Below are 19,841 nucleotides of genomic sequence, written 5' to 3'. Positions count from 1 at the left end.
CGAAACGAGCGGAAAACGATCGCCGATCGGACCGTGTTTCTTACAAACATACCCGTGTAAACGCCCGCACGATCCAGAACGTTTTTTGGAGTCGGCGCCCAACTAGCGGTAGTGACTGAATCCACCTCTCCCAGAGAATTGGACGACTCGTGCGGCTGTAAAGCCGGCAGGGTCGCGACGAAGTACGGCCTTTCGGGGCTCGACGACGACCTCGTCGCGTACTGGACCGGAACCGGCGAAGAGCAGTACAGCACGCGCGAACTCGCGACGCACGTGAACCAGCGAGTCCTCGAGGCCGCCCTCGAAGACGCCGGCGTGGCCGTCAGGGACGGCGAAGTCGAGAACACGTACCGGCTCCTCACTGACGACGACGTCACCAGCGGGACGCGAATCCAGACTCGGAATGAACTCGAGCGCGACGGCGTTCCGATCGACGACGTCGAGTCGGATTTTATCTCCCACCAGACCGTCTACAATCACCTGACGAACTGTCTCGACGCGTCCCTCGAGGAGCCGGACGACGAGGAACGGCTCGATCGGAGCGAGGAGAAACTGGGCGCGCTGCAGAACCGAACCGCGGCGGTCACGGAGGACACGATCGCGCAACTCGACCGCAACGACGTGATCGACATCAACGAGTTCGACGTGCTGGTCTCGGTGACGGTGACCTGTACGGAGTGCCAGCAGCAGTATACGGTCCGAGACCTCCTCGAAGAGCGGGGCTGCGACTGTTCTCGCGAATACTAGCCGATCGAACGAGCGGTCTCGAAGGTAACACCCCTGCCACAGAAAGTAACAATACCTATTTACTGGGAGTTACAAACACAGTGTATGGGACCTAACTTGGAATCGGAAGCACGATCGATGCCGGACCAAGCGACGCTCTCCGTCACCAATATCGGTGGAATCGACGAAACCGAGGTGTCGTTTGAGCAGGGTATCACCGTCCTCTCCGGACGGAACGCGACGAACCGAACCTCGCTGCTACAGGGGATCATGGCCGCGCTCGGCAGCGATCGAGTGAGCCTCAAAGCCGACGCCGAGGAGGGAGCGGCGACGCTCGATTTCGGCGACGAAACGTATCGACGGACGCTCAGTCGGCGCAACGGCACGATCGCCAGCGACGGCGACCCCTACCTCGACGATCCGGAACTCGCGGACCTGTTCGCGTTCCTGCTCGAATCCAACGAGGCGCGTCGGGCGGTGGCGCGGGGCGACGACCTGCAAGAACTGATCATGCGCCCGGTCGACACGGCCGCGATCAAAGCCGAAATCGAACAGTACAAACGGCAGAAGGAAGATCTCGCCGATCGGCTCGCGGAACTGGACGAACTCGAAGGGCGCCTGCCCGATCTGGAGGCGAAACGAACGCGGATCGGCGGCGAAATCGAGGACCTCCGGTCGGAACTCGAAGCCGCCCAGGACGACCTGGAGGAGACGAACGTCGACGTCGAGGATCGCCGGGAGGAGCAGTCCGAACTCGAGGACAAACTCGCCGAACTGCGCGAGACCCGGTCCGAACTCGAACGCGTCCGGGACCGCATCGAGACCGAGCGCGAGAGCATCGACGCCCTCGAGAGCGAACGCGACGACGTCGAGGACCGACTCGACTCCCTCTCCTCGGGCGACGATGTCGACCGCGGGAAACTCGAGGCGGCGATCGAGACCCTGCAAGCCGAGAAGGCGGACCTCAACGAGGAGATCTCGCAGCTGCAAAGCACCATCCAGTTCAACGAACAGCTCCTCGAGGAGTCGACGACGTTCCTCGACGACGCGGGAGCGACTGGCGACGGCCCCGTGACCGATCAGTTGCTCGCCGACGCGGAATCGGAGTCGATCACGTGCTGGACCTGCGGTTCGACGGTCGCGCGCGAGCAGATCGAAACGACGATCGAGCAGTTGCAGACGGCCCGACAGGAGCGCCTCGAGGAGCGGTCCGGGCTGAGCGACGAACTCGACGACAAGCGGACGGCGCTGTCCGAAATCGAGGAGAACCGCACGGCGTACCGGCAGGCGAACCGCCGCCTCGACTCGATCGACGACGAGATCGAACGCCGGCGCGATCGGATCGACGAGCTGATCGAGGATCGCGAGGCGCTGACCGACGAGATCGACGAGCTCGAGGAAACGATCAACGAGCTCGAAACCGAGGACTACGGCGACGTCCTCGAACAGCACAAGGAGGTCAATCAGCTCGAGTTCAAACTGGAGCGCAAGGAGCGCGAACGCGAGGAGATCGAGGCCCAGATCGACTCGATCGAGGACGAACTCGACGAGCGCGAAACCCTCAAGCGGCGACGCGAGGACGTCACCGAGCAGCTGACGGAGCTGCGGACCCGCATCGACCGGATCGAGGCGGACGCGGTCGACGCGTTCAACGAACACATGGAGAACCTCCTCGAGATCCTCGGCTACGAGAACCTAGAGCGGATCTGGATCGACCGGACGACCAGGGATGTCCGCGAGGGTCGCCGAACCGTCTCGAAGTCCTCCTTCGAACTCAAGATCGTTCGCAGCACCGCCGATGGAGCGGCCTACGAGGACTCGATCGATCACCTGAGCGAGAGTGAACGCGAGGTAACGGGCCTCGTGTTCGCCCTCGCGGGCTACCTCGTCCACGACGTCTACGAGACGGTTCCGTTCATGCTTCTGGACTCGCTGGAGGCGATCGACTCCGAACGGATCGCCACACTCGTCGAGTACTTCGAGGAGTACGCGCCCTACCTCGTCGTGGCGCTGCTCGAGGAGGACGCGCAGGCGCTCGCGGGGAGCCACGACGTGGTTTCGGAGATCTGATCGCGACGCGGCCGTTTCGTCGAAAGACCGTTTTACCGCCCGTCGGTAGCGGAGACGAATACCGTACCAGACGAGAGAACGCTAGACACCGACTTCGGTGAACCACGGCGAGAATCGTCGGCTCTCGGGCGATCGGTAGATCATACATCAGTAGTTCGACACGGCGTCAGACGCAGACCGGCAGCAACCGTGCGACATCCCTATCCGATCGGTAGCGCGTCCGGCAGCGCCGGATTTAGCGGCTCGAGCAGACCATGTATCGCGGAACGTGTTACAACCATACGCGTGTAACAGAACCGATCGGTGAACGATACTTATCGTCGAACGGAAGAGAGTAGCCAGAGACGGCCGAAGGCGAGTGTCCGGTTGTGCCGGACTCCTACGAGTATGTCAGATTCATTTCGATGACGTTCGCGGCGCTGAGCGCGGTCTTAGAGGGTTCTCTCCCGAGGACGCCGTCGGTAAACCGGTTCGTGGGACCGGAACCGCTGATAGCACCGAGCGGTTCTCCCGCGTTATTACGGATCAGCGCCGCGACGCACCCATTCTTGAAACGCGTTCTTCGTCGTCGATCGCGTACCCTCGATCACGGATCTCCGAAAGTTCGCCTTTGAGGCCGTCTCGATCCGCGATCGTCTTCTCGGTCACCGACGGGAGGCCGTCCCGATCGATGATCCCGTCGACCGCTGCGTCCGGAAGGCACGAGAGGATCGATTTGCCCGTCGCCGTAGTGTACGGGTGAACCCGCTTTCTGAGGTGTGTCGAGAGTGACCGCGTCCGGCCCCTCGAACGTGTTGAGGAAACCCCCCATTTCCGTGTTCTTCGAAGTTTGCGTGTTCGCCGATTTCCTCGGCGAGTTTCCTGATTTCCGGGGTCGCGGCCCGTACAACTTCATTCGGCTCCGTGCGAATCCACCCAGTTCGAGAAATCGAGCCCCGGCGTGTAGGTCCCGTTCTCGCCAGTTAGATATTCGGCCTCGGTCAGGGTTCGCAAGTGGTCGTGGGCCGTGTGCTCCGGCATCTCGAGTTCCGTCGCGAGCTCGGCGACGCCCGCCCCTCCGAGGTTGCGCTGGGTTTCGATGATTTGGGACGTAGTCGCCACAGCCTGCACCGGCTAGCGGTGATCGCTTACCGTTGCCACGCGGTATTTGCGGCACTTACGTAATCGTTATCCGGTGTTACCGGACTAGTCCACCGACGATCGCCGGCCGCGATCGGGTCAGTGGTGTCATCGAGTTCGAGGTACTACGGTTCGCCGAAGTACCGTTACTCCCGTTTCGCTACGATCTGGTTGGATAGCACGCCGATCCCCTCGATTTCGACCTCGACCGTATCGCCGGGCTCGAGCAGTTCCGGCGGCTCGCGGAAGATACCGACGCCGCCGGGCGTGCCGGTCGAAATGACGTCGCCCGGACGCAGGGTCGTGATCCCGCTGATGTACTCGACGAGTTCCTCGGCGCCGAAGATGAACTCCGCCGTGTTCGAGGACTGTTTCGTTTCGCCGTTGACGCGGCAGGCGACGTCGAGTTGCGAGGGGGCGAGCCGATCGTCGGGAACGAGCGTCGGTCCCATCGGCGCGAAGGTGTCGTAGCTCTTGCCGCGGAAGAACTGTTCGTCCTCGAACTGGGCGTCGCGACCGCTGACGTCGTTGATCGCCGTGTATCCGGCAACGTAATCGCGCGCGTTCGCCGCTGACACGTCTTTGGCCGTTCGGCCGATGACGACGCCGAGTTCGACCTCGTAGTCGACCTCCTCCAGTTCCGGCGGGTGGACGATGGGATCGCCGGGATTCGTGACCGCCGTGCCGGCTTTCCCGAACAGGAGCGGACGCTCGGGCACGTCTTCGTCCTGTTCCTCGGCGTGATCGTGATAGTTGAGGCCGACGCAAACGATCTTCCCCGGCCGAGGGACGGGGGCGAGCAGTTTCGCCTCGGCGACGGGGCGTGCCCGATCCGCCGCGGCGTCGACGGCGTCTTCGACGACCCGCAGGAATCCGGCATCGGTCAGCTGCCGGTACGATAGTTCCTCTCGAAGACCGGCTAACGGAACGATCTCGTCGTCGCGGCGGACTCCCCACTGGGGACTCCCGCCGGTGGTATATCGAACGAATTGCATCGGTACCGACTATCGGTTCCACCTACCTAACTATTCTGTTTGACGGAACGGTCAGGAGTAGGTGAGATTCACCTCGATGACGTTCGCACACCGCAGGATACGCTCCGGAATCCCGTTAGTAAAGCGATCGTCCTGCATTCGACTCTTCGGGCCGGAGACGCTCACGGCCGCGATCGCGCGGCCGTCGTCGTCGGTGATCGGCGCTGCGACGCATCGCATCCCCTTCACCCGTTCTTCGTCGTCGTACGCGTATCCGCGCCCGCGAACCTGATCGAGAGCGTCGAACAGTTCCTTCCGGTCCGAGATCGTCTTCTCCGTTACCGCCGGAAGGCCGTGTCGATCGAGGATTGCCTCGACTTCCGCCCGCGATCGAAAGGCCATGATCGTCTTGCCGAGCGCCGTCGTCTGGAGCGGAACGCGCATCCCGGCGTGGGTGTCGAGTTGGACGGCGTCGGGGCCGCGAGCCTTGTACAGAAATACGCCGAGCCCGTGCTCTTCGATCATGAGGTTTGCGTGTTCGCCGGTCCGTTCGGCTAGGTTGTTAACCTCCGGGCGCGCGATCTCGAAGACCTTCTTCCGAGACCGGGCCTGGTCGCCGAGCTGGAGAAATCGCGTGCTGATGTAGTACTTATCGCCCTCCTTGACGAGATACTCCTCCTGCTCGAGCGTTCGGAGGTGGTCGTGGACGGTACTCGTCGGTCTGCCGACCCTGTCCGAGACTTCGGAAACGCCCGCCCCGTCGAGTTGGCGGAGCACCTCGACGATCTCTAAGGAAATTTTCGTCGCCTTGACCGGAACCGTACTCGACATGTGAGACACGTCCGCACGCCGCGAGAAAAACGTTCCGGTAGTGCCGGATGCGATCCATTGGTAGCGGTGTTCGTCGCCAATCGAGTAATCCGTCCGATCGTTCTTCGATCGCGTTCGATTCGTCTGCCGTCGTATCGCCGTCGGTGTTACGTATGGGTTCGTCGTGCTGTCCGACACGTCGCTCTCCGAACCGGCCGAAAACGAACGCATCGGTATCCGGCGTTGACACCGGAGCAGGCGAACCGTTCACAAACACGGATAAATATCGACTCATGATATGGCCGACACTTTTCGCCCCTAGTTGAATGATTTCACTACTATTTTGCCGAGCGGGAGACCGAGCGAAGCCCGGGCCGCGAACCGCTACGAGAACTCCGGGATAACCTCGTCGGCGAACAGCTCCATGCCGCTCGTATCCGGGAAGTCGACGAACCAGCACTGGAACTTCGTGACGCCGGCGTCGATCCGCCGTTCGATCGCCTCGGCACACTCCTCGGGCGTCCCCATGATGAAGTACTCGCGAGCGTCCGCCTCGGTTTCGATCGGCGCCTGATCCTGGTACTCCTCCTCGAACTGGATGGGCGTCATCAGGTCGACCAGTCGATCGAACTGCTCCTCGTCGCGCGTGCAGATGACGTGGCCATCCCAGGAGTACTCGATCTCGTCGGGATCCCGACCGACGGTTTCGCAGTGCTCCTCGATGACGCCGATCTTGTGGGTCAGCGTCTCGACGTCGCCGTTGAAGACGTCCGTGTTCCACACGTCCGCGTGGTTTGCGACCAGCTTGAGCGTCACCTCCTCTCCCTGACCGCCGACGAGGATGGGCGGGTGGGGATCCTGCACCGGCTGGGGCGCGCAGTACGCGTCTTCGATCTGATAGTGGTCGCCGTCGAAGCTCGCACCGTCGCTGTCGGCGTCCCACATCCGCTTCATCAGTCGGATCGACTCGTCCAGGCGCATCAGCCGCTCGAACCCGTCGCGGTACTCCCAGCCGTAGGCGTCGTACTCGGGTTCGTGCCACCCCGCACCGAGTCCGAGCTCGAGCCGGCCCTCCGAGATCACGTCCAGCGTCGCCGCCATCTTCGCGACGAGTGCGGGGTTGCGATAGTCGTTACAGAGGACGAGCGAACCGACGTTGATATCGTCCGTGAAGCCGGCGATCGCCGACAACAGCGTCCAACACTCGTACTCGGCGTAGTCGCGACCGAGCATGAGGTGATCGGGAGCCCAGACGGCGTCGAAGCCGAGTTCCTCGGCCTTCTCGATCCCCGCTCGGGTCGTCTCCCAGTCCAGCGCCTCGTACGCGGGCGTATCCCGGTGCACCGGCTCGTCGTCGCCCGGATCGGGAGCACCCGCGAAGACGGGGATGTTATACTCGAAGCTAATCTCCGGCATGGTTATTCGACGGCGAAATGATCCAGGGCATCCTGGTTGAGTTCGGCACTCAGGCCCACGCCCTCGGGCAGCTGGAGTGTGCCGTTCTCGGCGTTCGGCGGGTTCTGGTAGATGGCGTCCGCGTACGTCGAGTCCTTGTCCTGCTCGGCCTGGCGCTCCCTGTACCACTCGGGGATCGGGAAGTACTCGGCCATCGGCGAGTTCGTCGACGCCGCGATGAAGTGTAGGTGCGGGTTCGTTCCAGTGTGCGGGATCACCGGAACGTCGTGGGCGCTGGCCATCGCGTCGATCTTCAGGAGTTCGGTCAGGCCGCCACAGCGGTGGACGTCAGGCTGCAGGATGTCGACGGCCTCCCGTTCGAGCAGTTCCTTGTGGCCCCAGCGGGTGAACTCGTGTTCGCCGCCGGAGATCGGCATCGGCGCCGCCTCGCGGACTTCTGCGTAGCCGTCGATGTCGTCGGGGATGACCGGCTCCTCGACCCACGCCATATCGTAGGGCTCCAGACGCTCGACCATCCTCTTGGCGTACTTGACGCTCCAGCCCATGTAGGCGTCGCCGGCGATTTCGAGTTCGTCGCCGACCGCGTCGCGGACCGTCCGGACGATCCTCTCGTTTTCTTCCATCCCCTTGCGGCCGGCCTCCGGCCCGTACCGGAAGCGGAGTTTCATCGCGTCGAAGCCCTTCTCGGCGTAGTCGATGGCTTCCTCGGCTAGCGTGTCGTGATCGACCGGGTGGAGGTTGCTCGCGTAACAGGGGATCTCGTCGTCTACGGGCCCGCCGAGCAGTTCGTAGACCGGTTTGTCGGCCTCCTTGCCCGCGATGTCCCACAGCGCCAGGTCGACGGCGCTGATCGCCTCGATCGCGGCGCCTTTCCGGCCGAACGGGATCGTCGCGCGGTACATCATGTCCCAGAGCTTCTCGCGCTCGCGGGGATCCTCGCCGACGACGAGTTTCGACAGCGTCTCGTCGACGATCGTAGCGATCGCGCCGGTCGCCCAGTTGCCGTGGCCGACGCCGGTGATCCCCGCGTCGGTCTCGACCTCAACGACGACGTCGCCGACCGGTCCCATCCACTTCCGCCGGGCCTGCGGGTTGTCGCCGTCTGCGTTGTTGTACTCGTCGTACTTGCTCATGACGGTGACGAGCGGGAACTCGACGAACTCGCCCCAGGATTCGGTACTCACTTTCGTCGCAGATATGTTTGTGATCTCCATCGTATTTCGTCCGTGTACACGCTGACTCCTCTCGGCAACGATAAAATCTTTTTCACTGATCGAAGCGTCGCCGCGGGCGAATCGCGTCGCGGTCGATACCACCGGCGGAATAAGTGCTGGAGACGGTGTATCAATATCGATCGACTGTCGGCCTAAGAGTTATTACGTTCCTTATTGAAAGTTCGGTCTGGATACAGGTCTAGTAGTCTGCGGGATGCGCTGCGTACGCTCGTCGAACCGTCGAGACGGCGTTTCGACAGCGGCGCGCGGCGCTCCGTAACTCTGCTCTCGAACGGCGCCTGTTCCATCGAATCAACAATGGCAATAGACACCAACCGACACGATAATGAGTCGAACGCGGAGGTATCGGGCTCGATCGGACGGCGGATGGTTCTCGCGACGAGCAGTGTATTCGGCGTGGCGAGCCTGTTCGGAAACGCCACGGCGGGACGGAATGCCGCCGGTGGTCGTGACCGCAGCCGCCCCGACGCCCTCGAGCGCTACGACCTCGCCGAGAACGGTCTGGGCAATGCGCAGACCGATACGCCGCCGTTCCAGCCCCGGCTGACGACGTACAACGACCGCCAGTACTACGCTTACTGGACCCAGGAGGGGAGCCTCGTGGTCGCCGCCCGCGACCTTCCGGACGGCGAGTGGGTGCAAACCGATCTCGACGTCGAGATCGACGTTCGAGACGGCCACTGGACGCCGGGCATCGGGGTCGGTCCCGACGGACACGTGTTCCTCAATTACAACACGCGTGACTCTGAGATACGGTGGCGTCAGAGCACGAATCCCGAGGACGTACGATCGTTCGGTGAGGAGCGCGTCGGAATGACCGGACAGAACGAGTCGAGCGTCACCTATCTCGAGTTCACGCGGCTAATCGACGGGACGCTACTGGCGGGATACCGCGAGGGAATGTCCGGCGCCGGCAACTGGATGCTAAACCGCTGGGACCCAGACACAGAGGCTTGGGAGCCGCTCCAGCATCCGCTCATCGACGGCGAGGGAGAACACAACTCGTACATGTGGAACCTCGTCCAGTCCGAAGACGGGATGCTCCACTACTTCTTCAACTGGCGTGAGACCTGGAACGTCCAGACCAACGTCGATCTCTCGTACGCGCGAAGCGCCGACGGTGGCAAAACCTGGGAGCGCAGCGACGGGACACCGTACACGCTCCCCATCACGTTCGGGGAGGCGGAGATCGTCGACCCGATCGAACCCGGCAGCAACTTCATCAATCAGGGCTGGGCGAGTTACGATCCGCGAACCGGCGCCCCACACGTCACCTACTACCGCGACGACGAGAACGGCCACACTCAGGTGTTCCACGCGTACCTCGACGACGGCGAGTGGGTGATCGAATCGGCGACGAACCGAACGACGGACATCGACCTCGGCGGTCCCGGCGTGGTCGCGTCGCCGATCGGTCGGATGGGAATCGTCGTCGACGAAGACGGCGACGTTCACATCCTCACTCGAGACTTCGAGCACGGAAGCTGGCCGCTGCTCGTCGAAAAGATCGACGGCGAGTGGCGGACGTCGGTCCTCTACAAGCGGAACATGACCTGGAGCGACGTTCACATCGACCCCGCACGGTGGCGAGCGGACCGCGTTCTCAGCTACGTCGATCACCAGCAGAACGTCGGCGACGTTCCGTGGAGCGCCCACTCGCTGGTGGGGATCACCGACGTCGACCTCGAGCGCCTGAACCGATCGCAGCGGACAATCGACCTCTCGGAGGAGCCGGACGAACTGGCGGTGTACGCGTCCACCGAGGCCGTCGGTCCGCCGATTTCGGTCGCGAGCACGTCGTTCGAGGAGACGAACACGGCGCTCGCGCTCACGGAGACGACCGTCCCGGCGACGCCGGCGTACGCACGGGCGACCGTCGCACTGGACGAGTCGAGCGGTGCCACCGTCGAGGCTAGGGTGAAGATACAGGGAGCGCACGGCACCACGTACGGCGACCCGGTGGAGATCGTCGGCGATGGGACCACCCACTGGACGAAAGTCCCGCAGGCGTTCCGCGCGGGATTCGTCACCGTCCAGCTACGCGCCACGCCGGATGGCGACGAGGGAGCCATCGTCTCCGAAACGGTCCTCGAGATCGGGTATCACGATCCGACGGGCGGCGACGATGCGGTCGCACCGCATGGAGGCGAGTCGCGATGACGAACAATCCCGTCGCTCACGCGGTCACGGTGGACACGACCGGCCTTCAGGAAGAGGCTCCGGTCGTGCGCGACGCCGACGAGTTCACCGACACGCCGACGACGCTTCCGATCCGACGGGCGACGGCCGCGACGCCTCTCTACGGACGGGTGACAGCGCGTCTCGGTCCGATCGACGATGCGAACGCCGGCGCCGTTCGCCTCGCGCTGTCGGATCCGTCGGAACGGCGGACCGAGCCCACCGACGCAGCGACGATCGACTCCGGCACCGGGATCCGAACGACGGGCTGGCAACTGATCTCCGCGGACTTCAACGGCGGCACGGCGACGCTGCAGGCGGCCAACGCTCGCGTCACCGCCGTGACGGTCGAACTGGGCGTTCGAAACGACGTCTAATCGGCAGCAACCGCCGGACATAGCCCTACGCCGCTGCCACTCACAGCACCCACCGATGTATCGGAATTGCGCGAACACGCATTGGCTCATAAACAGACATTAGTCTCAAATCGATCGTCACGTACGGCCGGGGCGATCGCTATCGACACCGTCCGAGATCCGCCACACCTCTCGGCGACGATCGGTCCAATCCTCGGCGGATTCACTCCGCGAACTGGAACACCGGTTTACAGGTCTCGGAGTCGAGAAACGCCTCGAACGCGGACGCCGGCTCATTCGCACTGAACGACGTATCGAGGATCCGATCGACGGCGATCTCGCCGCGCTCCATGAGCCGGAGCGCCTGCTCGAAGTTGGTCCACGTCGACCCGTAGGAGGTGTTGAGCTCGATCTCCCCGCGGACGACCGACGTGAGCGTGACCTCGCTGGTGTCGTTCGGAATTCCGACGACGACCACCTGGCCGCCCTTGCGGACGTACTCGACGGCGGTCCCGATGCCGGTGTGGTGCCCGGTCGAGTCGAACACGACGTCGAACCCGGTCCCGCCGGTGACGGATTCGGTGCGCGCCTCGAGGTCTTCGCTCTGAACGTTGATCGTGTCGATGCCGAGTTCCTCGAGCAACGGGAGCCGATAGCGCGCGTCTCGCTCGAGACCGGAGACGACGACGTTCGCCCCCAGCGAGTCCGCGACGGCCGCGACGAGAACGCCGATCGGGCCCGGCCCCTCGACGAGGACGTTGTCGCCCGGTGACGTTACCGATTGGTCGAGGACGGCGCGGGTGGCGATGCTCGTCGGTTCGGTGATCGCGGCGTGTCGAAACGGAACGTTCTCCGGGACGGCGTGGAGGTGGTGCGGTTCGACGGTGACGTACTCCGCGTAGGCGCCGTCGCGATGCATGCCGGTGATCGAGAAGTTCTGGCAGACGTTGGATTGGCCGTTCTTGCACTGGAAACAGTGTCCACAGTCGTGGATCGGCTCCTCGACGATCTTGTCGCCCTCGGAGAACGTCTCGACGTCGTCGCCGATCGCGACGACCTCGCCGGCGTACTCGTGTCCCATGATCCGGGGAATCGGAATCCACTCGTAGCCGCCGTCGTACTTGTACGCGTGGGCATCGCTCCCACACAGACCGGCCGTACGGACCTTGACGAGCACTTCGTTCGACTTCGGTTCGGGTCGCTCTCGTTCCTGTGTCTCGACGGAGCGGGGGCCCGTCTGAACAATTGCTTTCATAATTACGATTGGAACTGAGCCTCCGTGACTCATTCAGAGCATGTCGGTACTCGGCTTAATAATTTTGGGTAAACGGTGCTTGTTTGATCAAAAATCATCATATGTATATTTTAGCTCGCGCTCTCCGGATCAGATGGGGTTCTGCGTTCGGTCGTATCGGCGCCCAATCAGCCGGTGAACCTCGAATCAGACTTCGACGCCGTCGGCCGACGTCTGGTCGTCGGCCCGCTCGGAGATGAGTCGCCCCTTGAGGAGTTCTTCGGTGTTCGCGTCGAACAGGTAGATGTGCTCGGGCGCGATCGTCAGCGAGAGTCCGTCGCCCGACGACAGTTCGTGGAAGCCGCCGATCTTCGCGGTGACGTCGCCGGCGTCCGAATCGCCGTGAACGACCGCTTCGGTGCCGACCGGTTCGATGACGCGGATCTCCGAGTCGAACTCCGGTCCGTCGATTCGCCGATTGCCACTCCGGTAGAGATCTTGCGGGCGGAATCCGACGAGCACCTCGTCCGTCTCAATGACGGCGTTGACGAGTCGCTTGGAGATATCGAACGTCGCGGTGCCCATGTCGATCCGGTAGGCATCCTCGCGCTCGTCGACGGCCGCGGTGAAGACGTTCATAGTCGGACTGCCGACGAACTGCGCGACGAAGAGGTTCGTCGGTTCGTTGAACACCGCGTCCGGCGATCCGAGTTGCTGCAGTTCCCCGTGGTTGAGGATCGCGATCCGATCGGCGATGGTCATCGCCTCCTCCTGGTTGTGCGTCACGTAGGCGGACGTGATACCCACCTCCGACTGGAGCTCGTCGATCTCGGTTCGCATCGTCTTTCGCAGCTGTGCATCGAGGTTGGCCAGCGGCTCGTCGAACAGGAACAGGCGCGGTTCGCGGATTATCGCCCGGCCGAGTGCGACGCGCTGTTGTTGTCCCCCCGAGAGTTGACCGGGTTTGTTGTTCAGCAACTGATCGATCTCCAGCATTTCGGCGACGTCGGTCACCCGCTGTTCGATTTCGTCGTCGCTCATGCCGTTGTCCTCCCGTTTGAGACCGAAACCGAGATTCTGCCGAACCGTCATGTGCGGGTACAACGCGAAGTCCTGAAACACCATCGCGACGTCCCGGTTTCGCGCTTTGACGTCGTTGACGACGATTCCGTCGAACTTGACGTCACCTTCGGTCGGATTCTCGAGACCACCGATCATGCGGAGCGTGGTCGTCTTTCCACAGCCGCTGGGGCCCAGTAAAACGAGAAAGTCTCCATCGGGAACCTCGATGTGTAAGTCGTCGACGGCGACAACGCCGTCTTTCTCGGGATCGCCGAATACTTTCGTGACACCGTCTAGCTCGAGGCGTGTCATTGCAAATCGGTACCGTCTAACGGATATTAAAGGTAGCGTCTGAACGGAAGAACGGGCGGATTACCCTTTGATCGCGCCGCCGGTCAGCCCCTGCACGAAGTACCGCTGGATGTAGGCCAGTCCGAGCAATACCGGGATAGAGACGATGATCGACGCCGCGGCGACCACGTTCCACTGCGTGTTGAACCCCTGCACGAAGGTGAGCAGGCCCGGCGGAACGGTGTAGTTCTGGTTATCTAGCAGCGTCAGCGCGAACACCAGTTCGTTCCACGCCAGCAGGAAGGCGAAGATGAACGACGCGATGAGGGAGTTACGCGCCATAGGGACGATGACGTACCAGAACGTCTCGACGGACGAACACTGGTCGATGCGAGAGGCCTCGATGATCGAATCCGGGAACTCGTCGAAGAATCCCTTCATGAGCCAGACGACGAACGGCGCCGTCATCGCCCCGTAGATGAAGATCAGCGAGGTGTGGGTGTTATAGAGATTGAGGGTATTGATCAGTTCCCACTCGGGGACCATGATCGCGGTCCCGGGGAACATCAGCGACGCCAGGAGGATGCTCATCAACGCGTTCTTCCCGCGGAAGTCGCGTCGAGAGAGGACGTAGGACGCGATCGTTCCCAGAACGACGGCGATCAGCCCCGCGCCGATCGAGACTTTCAGGCTGTTGAAGACGATCCCCAAGACGTCGAGGTTGATCGCGGACGAGACGGTGATCCCGAAAATGCTCTCGACGACGCCGGCGTAGCCGCCCGTCTGCAGCGACGATTCGATGACCTGACGGAACCCCTCGAACGAAGGGGACTCGGGGAACAGCGTCGGCGGCGTCTGCTGGATCTCTCTGGTCGTCTTGAACGCCGTGACGGCCATCCAGTACAGCGGAAAGAGGATGTACAGGAAGGCGATGATCGAGACCAGACCGACAACCGTCTTCCGGAGGTAGGCCCCCGCGGTCGTATCGAAGAGCCACGACTGGTTTTTCCGGAACTCTGCCGTCGGATCGGTGTTGTCCGTTGCCATTAGAATTCACCCTGGAGTTTGTCGTAGACCTTGATGTAGTAGTACGAGAACACCAGCAGGACGACGAACAGAAGTACCGACAGCGCCGATGCGAGACCGACGTTGAAGTCGACGAACGCCGTCCGGTAGATCATCACCGGAAGCGTACTGCTGGAGACGCCCGGGCCGCCTTCCGTCATCACCCACACCATCGAGAAGTTCCGAATGTTGTAGATCAACATCAGCAGGAACCCGATGGCGAGGTTGTACTTCATCAGCGGAAGCGTGATGTGCCGAAACTGCTCCCACGGCGTTGCACCGTCCATCCGTGCGGCCTCGTACAGGTGCTCGTCGATTCCCTGCAACGACGTGAGCGTCAACAGGGCAAAAAGCGGCGCGAGCCGCCAGATCATCCCGACGATCGGCGGCCACAGCGAGAGTTCTCCCGAGCCGAGCATCACGAGATATTCGTCGATGATGCCGAGCTGGACGAGGAGTTCGTTGATGATGCCTTGGTCGCCGCCGAACATGAACTGCCAGATCGACGCCCCGACGACCCGGGGGAGCACCCACGGGATCAACACGATGGCGCTGGCGACGCTCGTGTACGGCAGCTTCTCGTAGAGGAGCCACCCGAGAACGAACCCGAAGATGATCGCGGCGATACTGCCGACAGTCACCCAGATGAACGTGTTCCAGAGGACCTGATGGATATCCGGGTTCGTCCAGATCTCCAGATAGTTGGCCGCTCCGACGAACTCCGCATCGTCCGGTGAGAGGAGACTCTTGCTGAAAAAGCTCGAGTAAATCGCCTGTGTGATCGGGTAGAGGATGAACACCCCGACGAGCACCATCACCGGGACGATCGGAAGGTACACCCTGACCGACTCCGGAACGCGATTGATCATGTTTCCGTACGCCGATCGGGTCTGGTCTGCGTAACTCATGCGAGGGTCACTGTGGTCATTCGGTGTAGCGTCGTACTGGTCACTCGTTCCACCATCCCGGCTCAGGCGAGTTCGTCGTCGATGACCCCCTGGACCTGTTCGTTTGCGTCGCTACAGGCCTCTTCGGCGGTCGCTTCGCCGAGCATCACCGGCTGGAGCACGTTTCGGTTGATGATACTCTGCACCGATGCGAGCCCGGGGAACGACGGGAACCGTGCGGTGTTGGTGAACAGGTTGTCCTCCTCGTACAGCGTTACCAGATCGCCGAACTCCGTCTCCATGAGTTCCGGCGGATCGTCGAACGCGCTCTGGAGCGTCGGCACCCGACCGCGAATGCCGACGTCGGTGTCGGGGGAGCCGGTCCACGGCGCGAGCTGGTCCTCGCTGTTCCACCACTCGAGGTACTCGAGCGCGGATTTATACTCGTCGTCGCCGTCGGTCCCGCGTGCCAGCATGAACGCCTGCGCGTTCTGGATCAGGAGATCGCGCGGCTCGAAGCTCCCGGACGGCTCCTCGGGCAGCGGCGCGCGCGTAACGGTGTGGCCTTCCCCGTCGTACCACTCGTCCGGGGCGTCGATCGTCTCCATGACTGCGTTCGCGTGCGAGTACGTAATGAAGATCCCCGAACTGCCATTGATCAGCCGCCGACCCGCTTTGATGTGGTCGTTCTCGGCGATAGAACCCGGGAACAAGTCGTTGCTCGCGAGTTCCTCGTAGAGTTTGACGGCGTCGACGAACCCCTGCTCGTCGATGGTCGCCTCGAGCGAGTCGGGATCGTAGTATCGACCGCCGTTTGCGTACACGAAGCCGATAAAGTATCCCGCCGTCAGGCCCTGATCGTTTCCGGAGGTCGTCACGGCCGCATCGATCTCGTCGAGTTCCTGCATCTCCTCGGCCAATTGGACGAGTTCCGACCACGTTCGCGGGGGCTCGTCGAAGCTGGTTTGCTCCATGTAGTCCGTTCGAATGTCGACAAACGGCCCCATATCGGCGTACCCGCCGGGAAGCGCGTACTGCCGCTCGCCGTCGTAGTCGCCGAGGTCGGAGTAGCGAAGCGCGTCGATGTTGGCGTCGACGAAGATTTCGTTGATCTCGGTGAGCCGATCTTCGAACCCGTCGCCGTCCAGCGGTTCGATGGCATCGGCCCCGACGTAGTCGGGAATCTCGATGGCCTGACCGGCCATGACGTCCGGGAGGTTGTCGTTCGCCGCAGCCGAGGCGATGATCTGGTACTTCTGCCCCCACTCCTGGTGCTGGTAGTTGATACCCCCGTCGTAGTTGCTGTAGTGGCTGCTGATGTACTCCCGCTCGGCCGGCGTGCCGCCGAATAGCCAGAAGTCGAGACCGTTCGACCCGTTGCCACCCCCTGTACAGCCGGCGAGACCAGCGGCCATCGCCATGCCGAGTCCGGCGAGATAGTTGCGCCTGTTCAGCCCGGAGGCCGTACTGTTGTCTGTCATGGTGCGCTGTTACAAGCATGTAGTGTCCTATATGATAAATGTGCCGGTATCACACACGATGATTTCACACTATGGATGTGCGAACTGAATCGCAGTACGAGTAGCCGAAGGGAATCGAAAATCGAGAATCCGATCCGCATCGTCGCGACCGCGGCCCGTACTAACCAAAGCTAAATGACGGTGGAGAACCAGCGTTTGCGTACCGATGGCAGCCACGATTTCAACCTTCGCGTCGTCGCTCGACGACCTGGGTATTCCGGTGACCCGCACGGACGCGTCGTCGCTGGACGAACGGATCGACGAGCTCGTCGCACAACCCGCGGTCGGCGTCTCGCTCTCCGATACGTTCGACGATCCGTCCCTCTCACTTGCCCAGACGACCGTCGAGATCGATCCGACGCCCGCATCGCTGCGCGAGGCGACGACCGGCGTGACGGGAGCCCGACTGGGCATCGGCGAGTACGGCTCGCTGGTGCTCCGAATGACTGACCGGGGCAGCGAACTGGTGAGCCTGTTCGTCGATCGTCACGTGGCGGTCGTCCGCGAATCCGACATCGTCTCCGAGATGAAAACCGCCGTCGACGCGCTCGACGACGAAATCGGACGGACCCGCGGGAGCGCGATAATCGCGACCGGTCCGAGTGCGACCGCGGATATGGGCGCCCTCGTCAGAGGCGCGCACGGGCCGCGAGACGTCCGCGTGCTCGTGCTGGAGGAGGGCGCGTAACGATGGCGACGGCGGACGAACTCCGGGAACTGATTCGGACCGAAGGCGCAGCCGTCGCGACTAATACGCAGGCGTTCAACGACGGACGATACGCGTCGGTCGCCGACCTCGAGGACTACGAGGAATTGAAACGCGAGGCGCGAGCGATCAAGGAAGACGCCATCGAACGGCTCCCGGAGCTGCTCGAGCAGTTGACGACGGCCGTCGAGGAAAACGGCGGGACGGTGTACCTCGCCGACGACGCCGCCGACGCCAACGACTACGTTCGATCGGTCGTCGCCGATCGGAACGCAAACCGGGTCGTCAAGAGCAAATCGATGACCAGCGAGGAACTCGAGGTCAACGCGGCGCTCGAGGGAGCCGGCGTCGACGTCGTCGAGACCGACCTCGGCGAGTGGGTGTTGCAGGTCGCCGACGAGGCGCCGTCGCACATCGTCGCGCCGGCCATTCACAAGTCCCGCGACGCGATCGCGGCGCTGTTCAACGAGCGTTTCGATCCCGACGAGCCGCTGGAGACCGCCGAAGAGTTGACCCGCTTCGCCCGCGAGACGCTCGGCGAGCGGATCGTCGACGCGGAGGTCGGACTGACCGGCGCGAACTTCATCGCGGCCGAGACGGGAACGATGGCGTTGGTCACCAGCGAGGGCAACGCCCGCAAGTCCGTGGCCGCGACGGACACCCAGATCACCGTCGCGGGCGTCGAGAAAGTCGTCCCGACCGTCGCGGACCTCCAATCGTTCGTCGAACTCATCGGCCGATCGGGGACGGGTCAGGACATCACCTCGTACGTCTCGCTGTTGACGCCGCCGGTGGAAACGCCGGTCGTCGACTTCGAGGACGACACGACTCCCATCTCCGAGTTCGAGAGCGATCGCGAGTTCCACCTGGTACTCGTCGACAACGGCCGCACGGAGATGCGGGAGGACGACCACCTTCGGGAGACGCTGTACTGCATTCGATGTTCGGCCTGTTCGAACTCGTGTGCGAACTTCCAGAGCGTCGGCGGCCACGCCTTCGGCGGCGAGACCTACTCCGGCGGTATCGCGACCGGTTGGGAAGCGGGGATCGAGGGGCTGGACGTCGCCGCAGAATTCAACGACCTCTGTACGGGCTGTACGCGCTGCGTGAACGCCTGTCCAGTGGGGATCGACATTCCCTGGATCAACACGGTCGTCCGGGACCGCATCAACCGCGAGAAGGATGCGCCCGCCGACTGGCTCGTCGACGGACTGAGCCCCGACGAGGAGGACGAGGGCGCGCCGCTTCAGAAGCGCTTCTTCGGCAACTTCGAAACGGTGGCGAAGCTCGGCAGCGCGACGGCACCGGTGTCGAACTGGCTGGCCGACACGACCGTCTCCCGACAGTTCATGGCGCGGTTCCTCGAGATCGATCCCCGCCGCGACCTGCCGGCCTTCGAGCGCGAGACGCTCGTCGACTGGTTCGCCGATCGCGAGTCGACGGTCGCCGATCCCGAGCGGCGGGCCGTCCTCTACCCGGACCTCTACACGAACCACGTGCAGGTCGACCGCGGGAAGGCCGCCGTCAGGGTGCTCGAGGCACTCGGCGTCGACGTCGTCGTCCCGCCGGTGCCGTCCAGCGGCCGGGCGCCGCTCTCCCAGGGAATGGTCGCGACGGCGACGGACCACGCCGGGCGAGTCACCGAGGCGCTCGCTCCCCACATCGAGGACGGCCGCGATATCGTCGTGATCGAGCCGAGCGACTACGCGATGTTCCAACGCGAGTACGAGAAGCTCCTGGACGGGGCGGCGTTCGCCGAACTCGCCGAGAACAGCTACGAGATACTGGAGTACGTGTACGGGCTCCTCGAGAACGGCGCCGACGCGTCGGCGCTCGCCGCGACCGAGGACGGCGCGGTCGCCTACCACAGCCACTGTCAACAGCGAACGCTCGGCCTGGAACCGTACACCGTCGCCGTCCTCGAGGAGTGCGGTTACGACGTGGCTACGTCCGACGTCGAGTGTTGCGGGATGGCGGGGAGCTTCGGCTACAAGTCCGAGTACTACGAACTGAGCATGGACGTGGGCGATCGCCTCCGCGAGCAGTTCCAGACCGACGGCGTTCGCGAACAGCCGGTCGTCGCGAGCGGGACCTCCTGCCTGGAGCAGATCGACGCGCTCCTGGAGCGCCAGCCTCGCCATCCGGTCGAACTGCTGATCACGTGAGGGCACCGCTTACGTTCCGCTCTGTCC

The 19,841-nt window shown here is 63.1% G+C and carries 17 protein-coding genes; 6 read left to right on the top strand and 11 right to left on the bottom strand.

Annotation, left to right across the window (positions count from 1 at the left end; translation table 11 throughout):
- Positions 1-111: 111 nt before the first annotated feature.
- Both rdfA and MUH00_RS10615 read left to right on the top strand, forming a co-directional pair.
- A complete protein-coding gene (rdfA, locus tag MUH00_RS10620) occupies positions 112-747 on the top strand; it encodes a rod-determining factor RdfA (protein ID WP_246998300.1) in 636 nt (211 codons plus the stop codon).
- Between the two features lie 84 nt (positions 748-831).
- A complete protein-coding gene (locus MUH00_RS10615) occupies positions 832-2,796 on the top strand; it encodes an archaea-specific SMC-related protein (protein WP_246998298.1) in 1,965 nt (654 codons plus the stop codon).
- A 525-nt stretch (positions 2,797-3,321) separates the two neighbouring features.
- Here MUH00_RS10615 and MUH00_RS10610 read toward each other — a convergent pair.
- The 6 genes from MUH00_RS10610 to MUH00_RS10585 all read right to left on the bottom strand — a co-directional run bounded on the left by MUH00_RS10610 (position 3,322) and on the right by MUH00_RS10585 (position 8,329).
- Positions 3,322-3,507 carry an IclR family transcriptional regulator domain-containing protein gene (locus MUH00_RS10610; protein WP_247003947.1) on the bottom strand — a complete coding sequence of 62 codons (186 nt, stop codon included), beginning with the start codon at positions 3,505-3,507 and terminating at the stop codon, positions 3,322-3,324.
- 180 nt (positions 3,508-3,687) lie between these two features.
- Positions 3,688-3,897, bottom strand: a complete 210-nt coding sequence (locus MUH00_RS10605; RefSeq protein WP_246998296.1) for a helix-turn-helix domain-containing protein — start codon at positions 3,895-3,897, stop codon at positions 3,688-3,690.
- Positions 3,898-4,061: 164 nt separating this feature from the next.
- Positions 4,062-4,910 (bottom strand): fumarylacetoacetate hydrolase family protein, encoded by an 849-nt coding sequence (locus tag MUH00_RS10600; RefSeq protein WP_246998294.1) that lies wholly within the window; start codon positions 4,908-4,910, stop codon positions 4,062-4,064.
- Positions 4,911-4,961: 51 nt separating this feature from the next.
- The gene (locus MUH00_RS10595; RefSeq protein WP_246998292.1) at positions 4,962-5,720 is read right to left on the bottom strand and encodes an IclR family transcriptional regulator; all 759 of its coding nucleotides are present in this window, start codon (positions 5,718-5,720) and stop codon (positions 4,962-4,964) included.
- A gap of 363 nt (positions 5,721-6,083) precedes the next feature.
- Positions 6,084-7,115: a TIGR03560 family F420-dependent LLM class oxidoreductase gene (locus tag MUH00_RS10590; protein ID WP_246998290.1), complete on the bottom strand. Its 1,032-nt coding sequence runs from the start codon at positions 7,113-7,115 to the stop codon at positions 6,084-6,086.
- A gap of 2 nt (positions 7,116-7,117) precedes the next feature.
- Complete coding sequence (locus MUH00_RS10585; RefSeq protein ID WP_246998288.1) at positions 7,118-8,329, bottom strand: enolase C-terminal domain-like protein; 1,212 nt, start codon at positions 8,327-8,329, stop codon at positions 7,118-7,120.
- A gap of 318 nt (positions 8,330-8,647) precedes the next feature.
- Here MUH00_RS10585 and MUH00_RS10580 point away from each other — a divergent pair, with 318 nt between their 5' ends.
- Positions 8,648-10,510, top strand: a complete 1,863-nt coding sequence (locus tag MUH00_RS10580) for a BNR repeat-containing protein (protein WP_246998286.1) — start codon at positions 8,648-8,650, stop codon at positions 10,508-10,510.
- Positions 10,507-10,905, top strand: coding sequence for a hypothetical protein (locus MUH00_RS10575; RefSeq protein WP_246998284.1), 399 nt, complete (start codon positions 10,507-10,509; stop codon positions 10,903-10,905). Before MUH00_RS10580 ends, MUH00_RS10575 begins: the two co-directional genes overlap by 4 nt.
- 202 nt (positions 10,906-11,107) lie before the next feature.
- Here MUH00_RS10575 and MUH00_RS10570 read toward each other — a convergent pair whose 3' ends face one another.
- The 5 genes from MUH00_RS10570 to MUH00_RS10550 form a co-directional block, all read right to left on the bottom strand.
- Entirely contained in the window at positions 11,108-12,139 is a 1,032-nt protein-coding gene (locus tag MUH00_RS10570; RefSeq protein WP_246998282.1) for a zinc-dependent alcohol dehydrogenase, read from the bottom strand.
- 186 nt (positions 12,140-12,325) lie between these two features.
- The gene (locus MUH00_RS10565; RefSeq protein WP_246998281.1) at positions 12,326-13,492 is read right to left on the bottom strand and encodes an ABC transporter ATP-binding protein; all 1,167 of its coding nucleotides are present in this window, start codon (positions 13,490-13,492) and stop codon (positions 12,326-12,328) included.
- A 60-nt stretch (positions 13,493-13,552) separates the two neighbouring features.
- Positions 13,553-14,518, bottom strand: coding sequence for a carbohydrate ABC transporter permease (locus tag MUH00_RS10560; protein WP_246998280.1), 966 nt, complete (start codon positions 14,516-14,518; stop codon positions 13,553-13,555).
- Positions 14,518-15,444, bottom strand: coding sequence for a carbohydrate ABC transporter permease (locus tag MUH00_RS10555; protein ID WP_246998279.1), 927 nt, complete (start codon positions 15,442-15,444; stop codon positions 14,518-14,520). Before MUH00_RS10555 ends, MUH00_RS10560 begins: the two co-directional genes overlap by 1 nt.
- Before the next feature lie 62 nt (positions 15,445-15,506).
- Positions 15,507-16,838: an ABC transporter substrate-binding protein gene (locus tag MUH00_RS10550; protein ID WP_345780927.1), complete on the bottom strand. Its 1,332-nt coding sequence runs from the start codon at positions 16,836-16,838 to the stop codon at positions 15,507-15,509.
- A gap of 271 nt (positions 16,839-17,109) precedes the next feature.
- Between MUH00_RS10550 and MUH00_RS10545 the strand changes: the two genes are divergently transcribed.
- Both MUH00_RS10545 and MUH00_RS10540 read left to right on the top strand, forming a co-directional pair.
- Entirely contained in the window at positions 17,110-17,631 is a 522-nt protein-coding gene (locus tag MUH00_RS10545; RefSeq protein ID WP_246998275.1) for an LUD domain-containing protein, read from the top strand.
- A 2-nt stretch (positions 17,632-17,633) separates the two neighbouring features.
- Positions 17,634-19,814, top strand: a complete 2,181-nt coding sequence (locus MUH00_RS10540) for an LUD domain-containing protein (protein ID WP_246998266.1) — start codon at positions 17,634-17,636, stop codon at positions 19,812-19,814.
- Positions 19,815-19,841 lie beyond the last annotated feature (27 nt).

This window comes from Halosolutus gelatinilyticus (assembly GCF_023028105.1).
GTDB lineage: Archaea > Halobacteriota > Halobacteria > Halobacteriales > Natrialbaceae > Halosolutus > Halosolutus gelatinilyticus.
This window is presented reverse-complemented; position numbering and strand designations above follow the sequence as displayed.

Excerpts from the sequence above, each read along its gene's own strand:
- MUH00_RS10615 (WP_246998298.1), top strand. The coding sequence starts at position 832 with ATGGGACCTAACTTGGAATCGGAAGCACGATCGATGCCGGACCAAGCG.
- MUH00_RS10600 (WP_246998294.1), bottom strand. The coding sequence starts at position 4,910 with ATGCAATTCGTTCGATATACCACCGGCGGGAGTCCCCAGTGGGGAGTC.
- MUH00_RS10595 (WP_246998292.1), bottom strand. The coding sequence starts at position 5,720 with ATGTCGAGTACGGTTCCGGTCAAGGCGACGAAAATTTCCTTAGAGATC.
- MUH00_RS10590 (WP_246998290.1), bottom strand. The coding sequence starts at position 7,115 with ATGCCGGAGATTAGCTTCGAGTATAACATCCCCGTCTTCGCGGGTGCT.
- MUH00_RS10585 (WP_246998288.1), bottom strand. The coding sequence starts at position 8,329 with ATGGAGATCACAAACATATCTGCGACGAAAGTGAGTACCGAATCCTGG.
- MUH00_RS10580 (WP_246998286.1), top strand. The coding sequence starts at position 8,648 with ATGGCAATAGACACCAACCGACACGATAATGAGTCGAACGCGGAGGTA.
- MUH00_RS10575 (WP_246998284.1), top strand. The coding sequence starts at position 10,507 with ATGACGAACAATCCCGTCGCTCACGCGGTCACGGTGGACACGACCGGC.
- MUH00_RS10570 (WP_246998282.1), bottom strand. The coding sequence starts at position 12,139 with ATGAAAGCAATTGTTCAGACGGGCCCCCGCTCCGTCGAGACACAGGAA.
- MUH00_RS10565 (WP_246998281.1), bottom strand. The coding sequence starts at position 13,492 with ATGACACGCCTCGAGCTAGACGGTGTCACGAAAGTATTCGGCGATCCC.
- MUH00_RS10560 (WP_246998280.1), bottom strand. The coding sequence starts at position 14,518 with ATGGCAACGGACAACACCGATCCGACGGCAGAGTTCCGGAAAAACCAG.
- MUH00_RS10555 (WP_246998279.1), bottom strand. The coding sequence starts at position 15,444 with ATGAGTTACGCAGACCAGACCCGATCGGCGTACGGAAACATGATCAAT.
- MUH00_RS10550 (WP_345780927.1), bottom strand. The coding sequence starts at position 16,838 with ATGGCCGCTGGTCTCGCCGGCTGTACAGGGGGTGGCAACGGGTCGAAC.
- MUH00_RS10545 (WP_246998275.1), top strand. The coding sequence starts at position 17,110 with ATGGCAGCCACGATTTCAACCTTCGCGTCGTCGCTCGACGACCTGGGT.
- MUH00_RS10540 (WP_246998266.1), top strand. The coding sequence starts at position 17,634 with ATGGCGACGGCGGACGAACTCCGGGAACTGATTCGGACCGAAGGCGCA.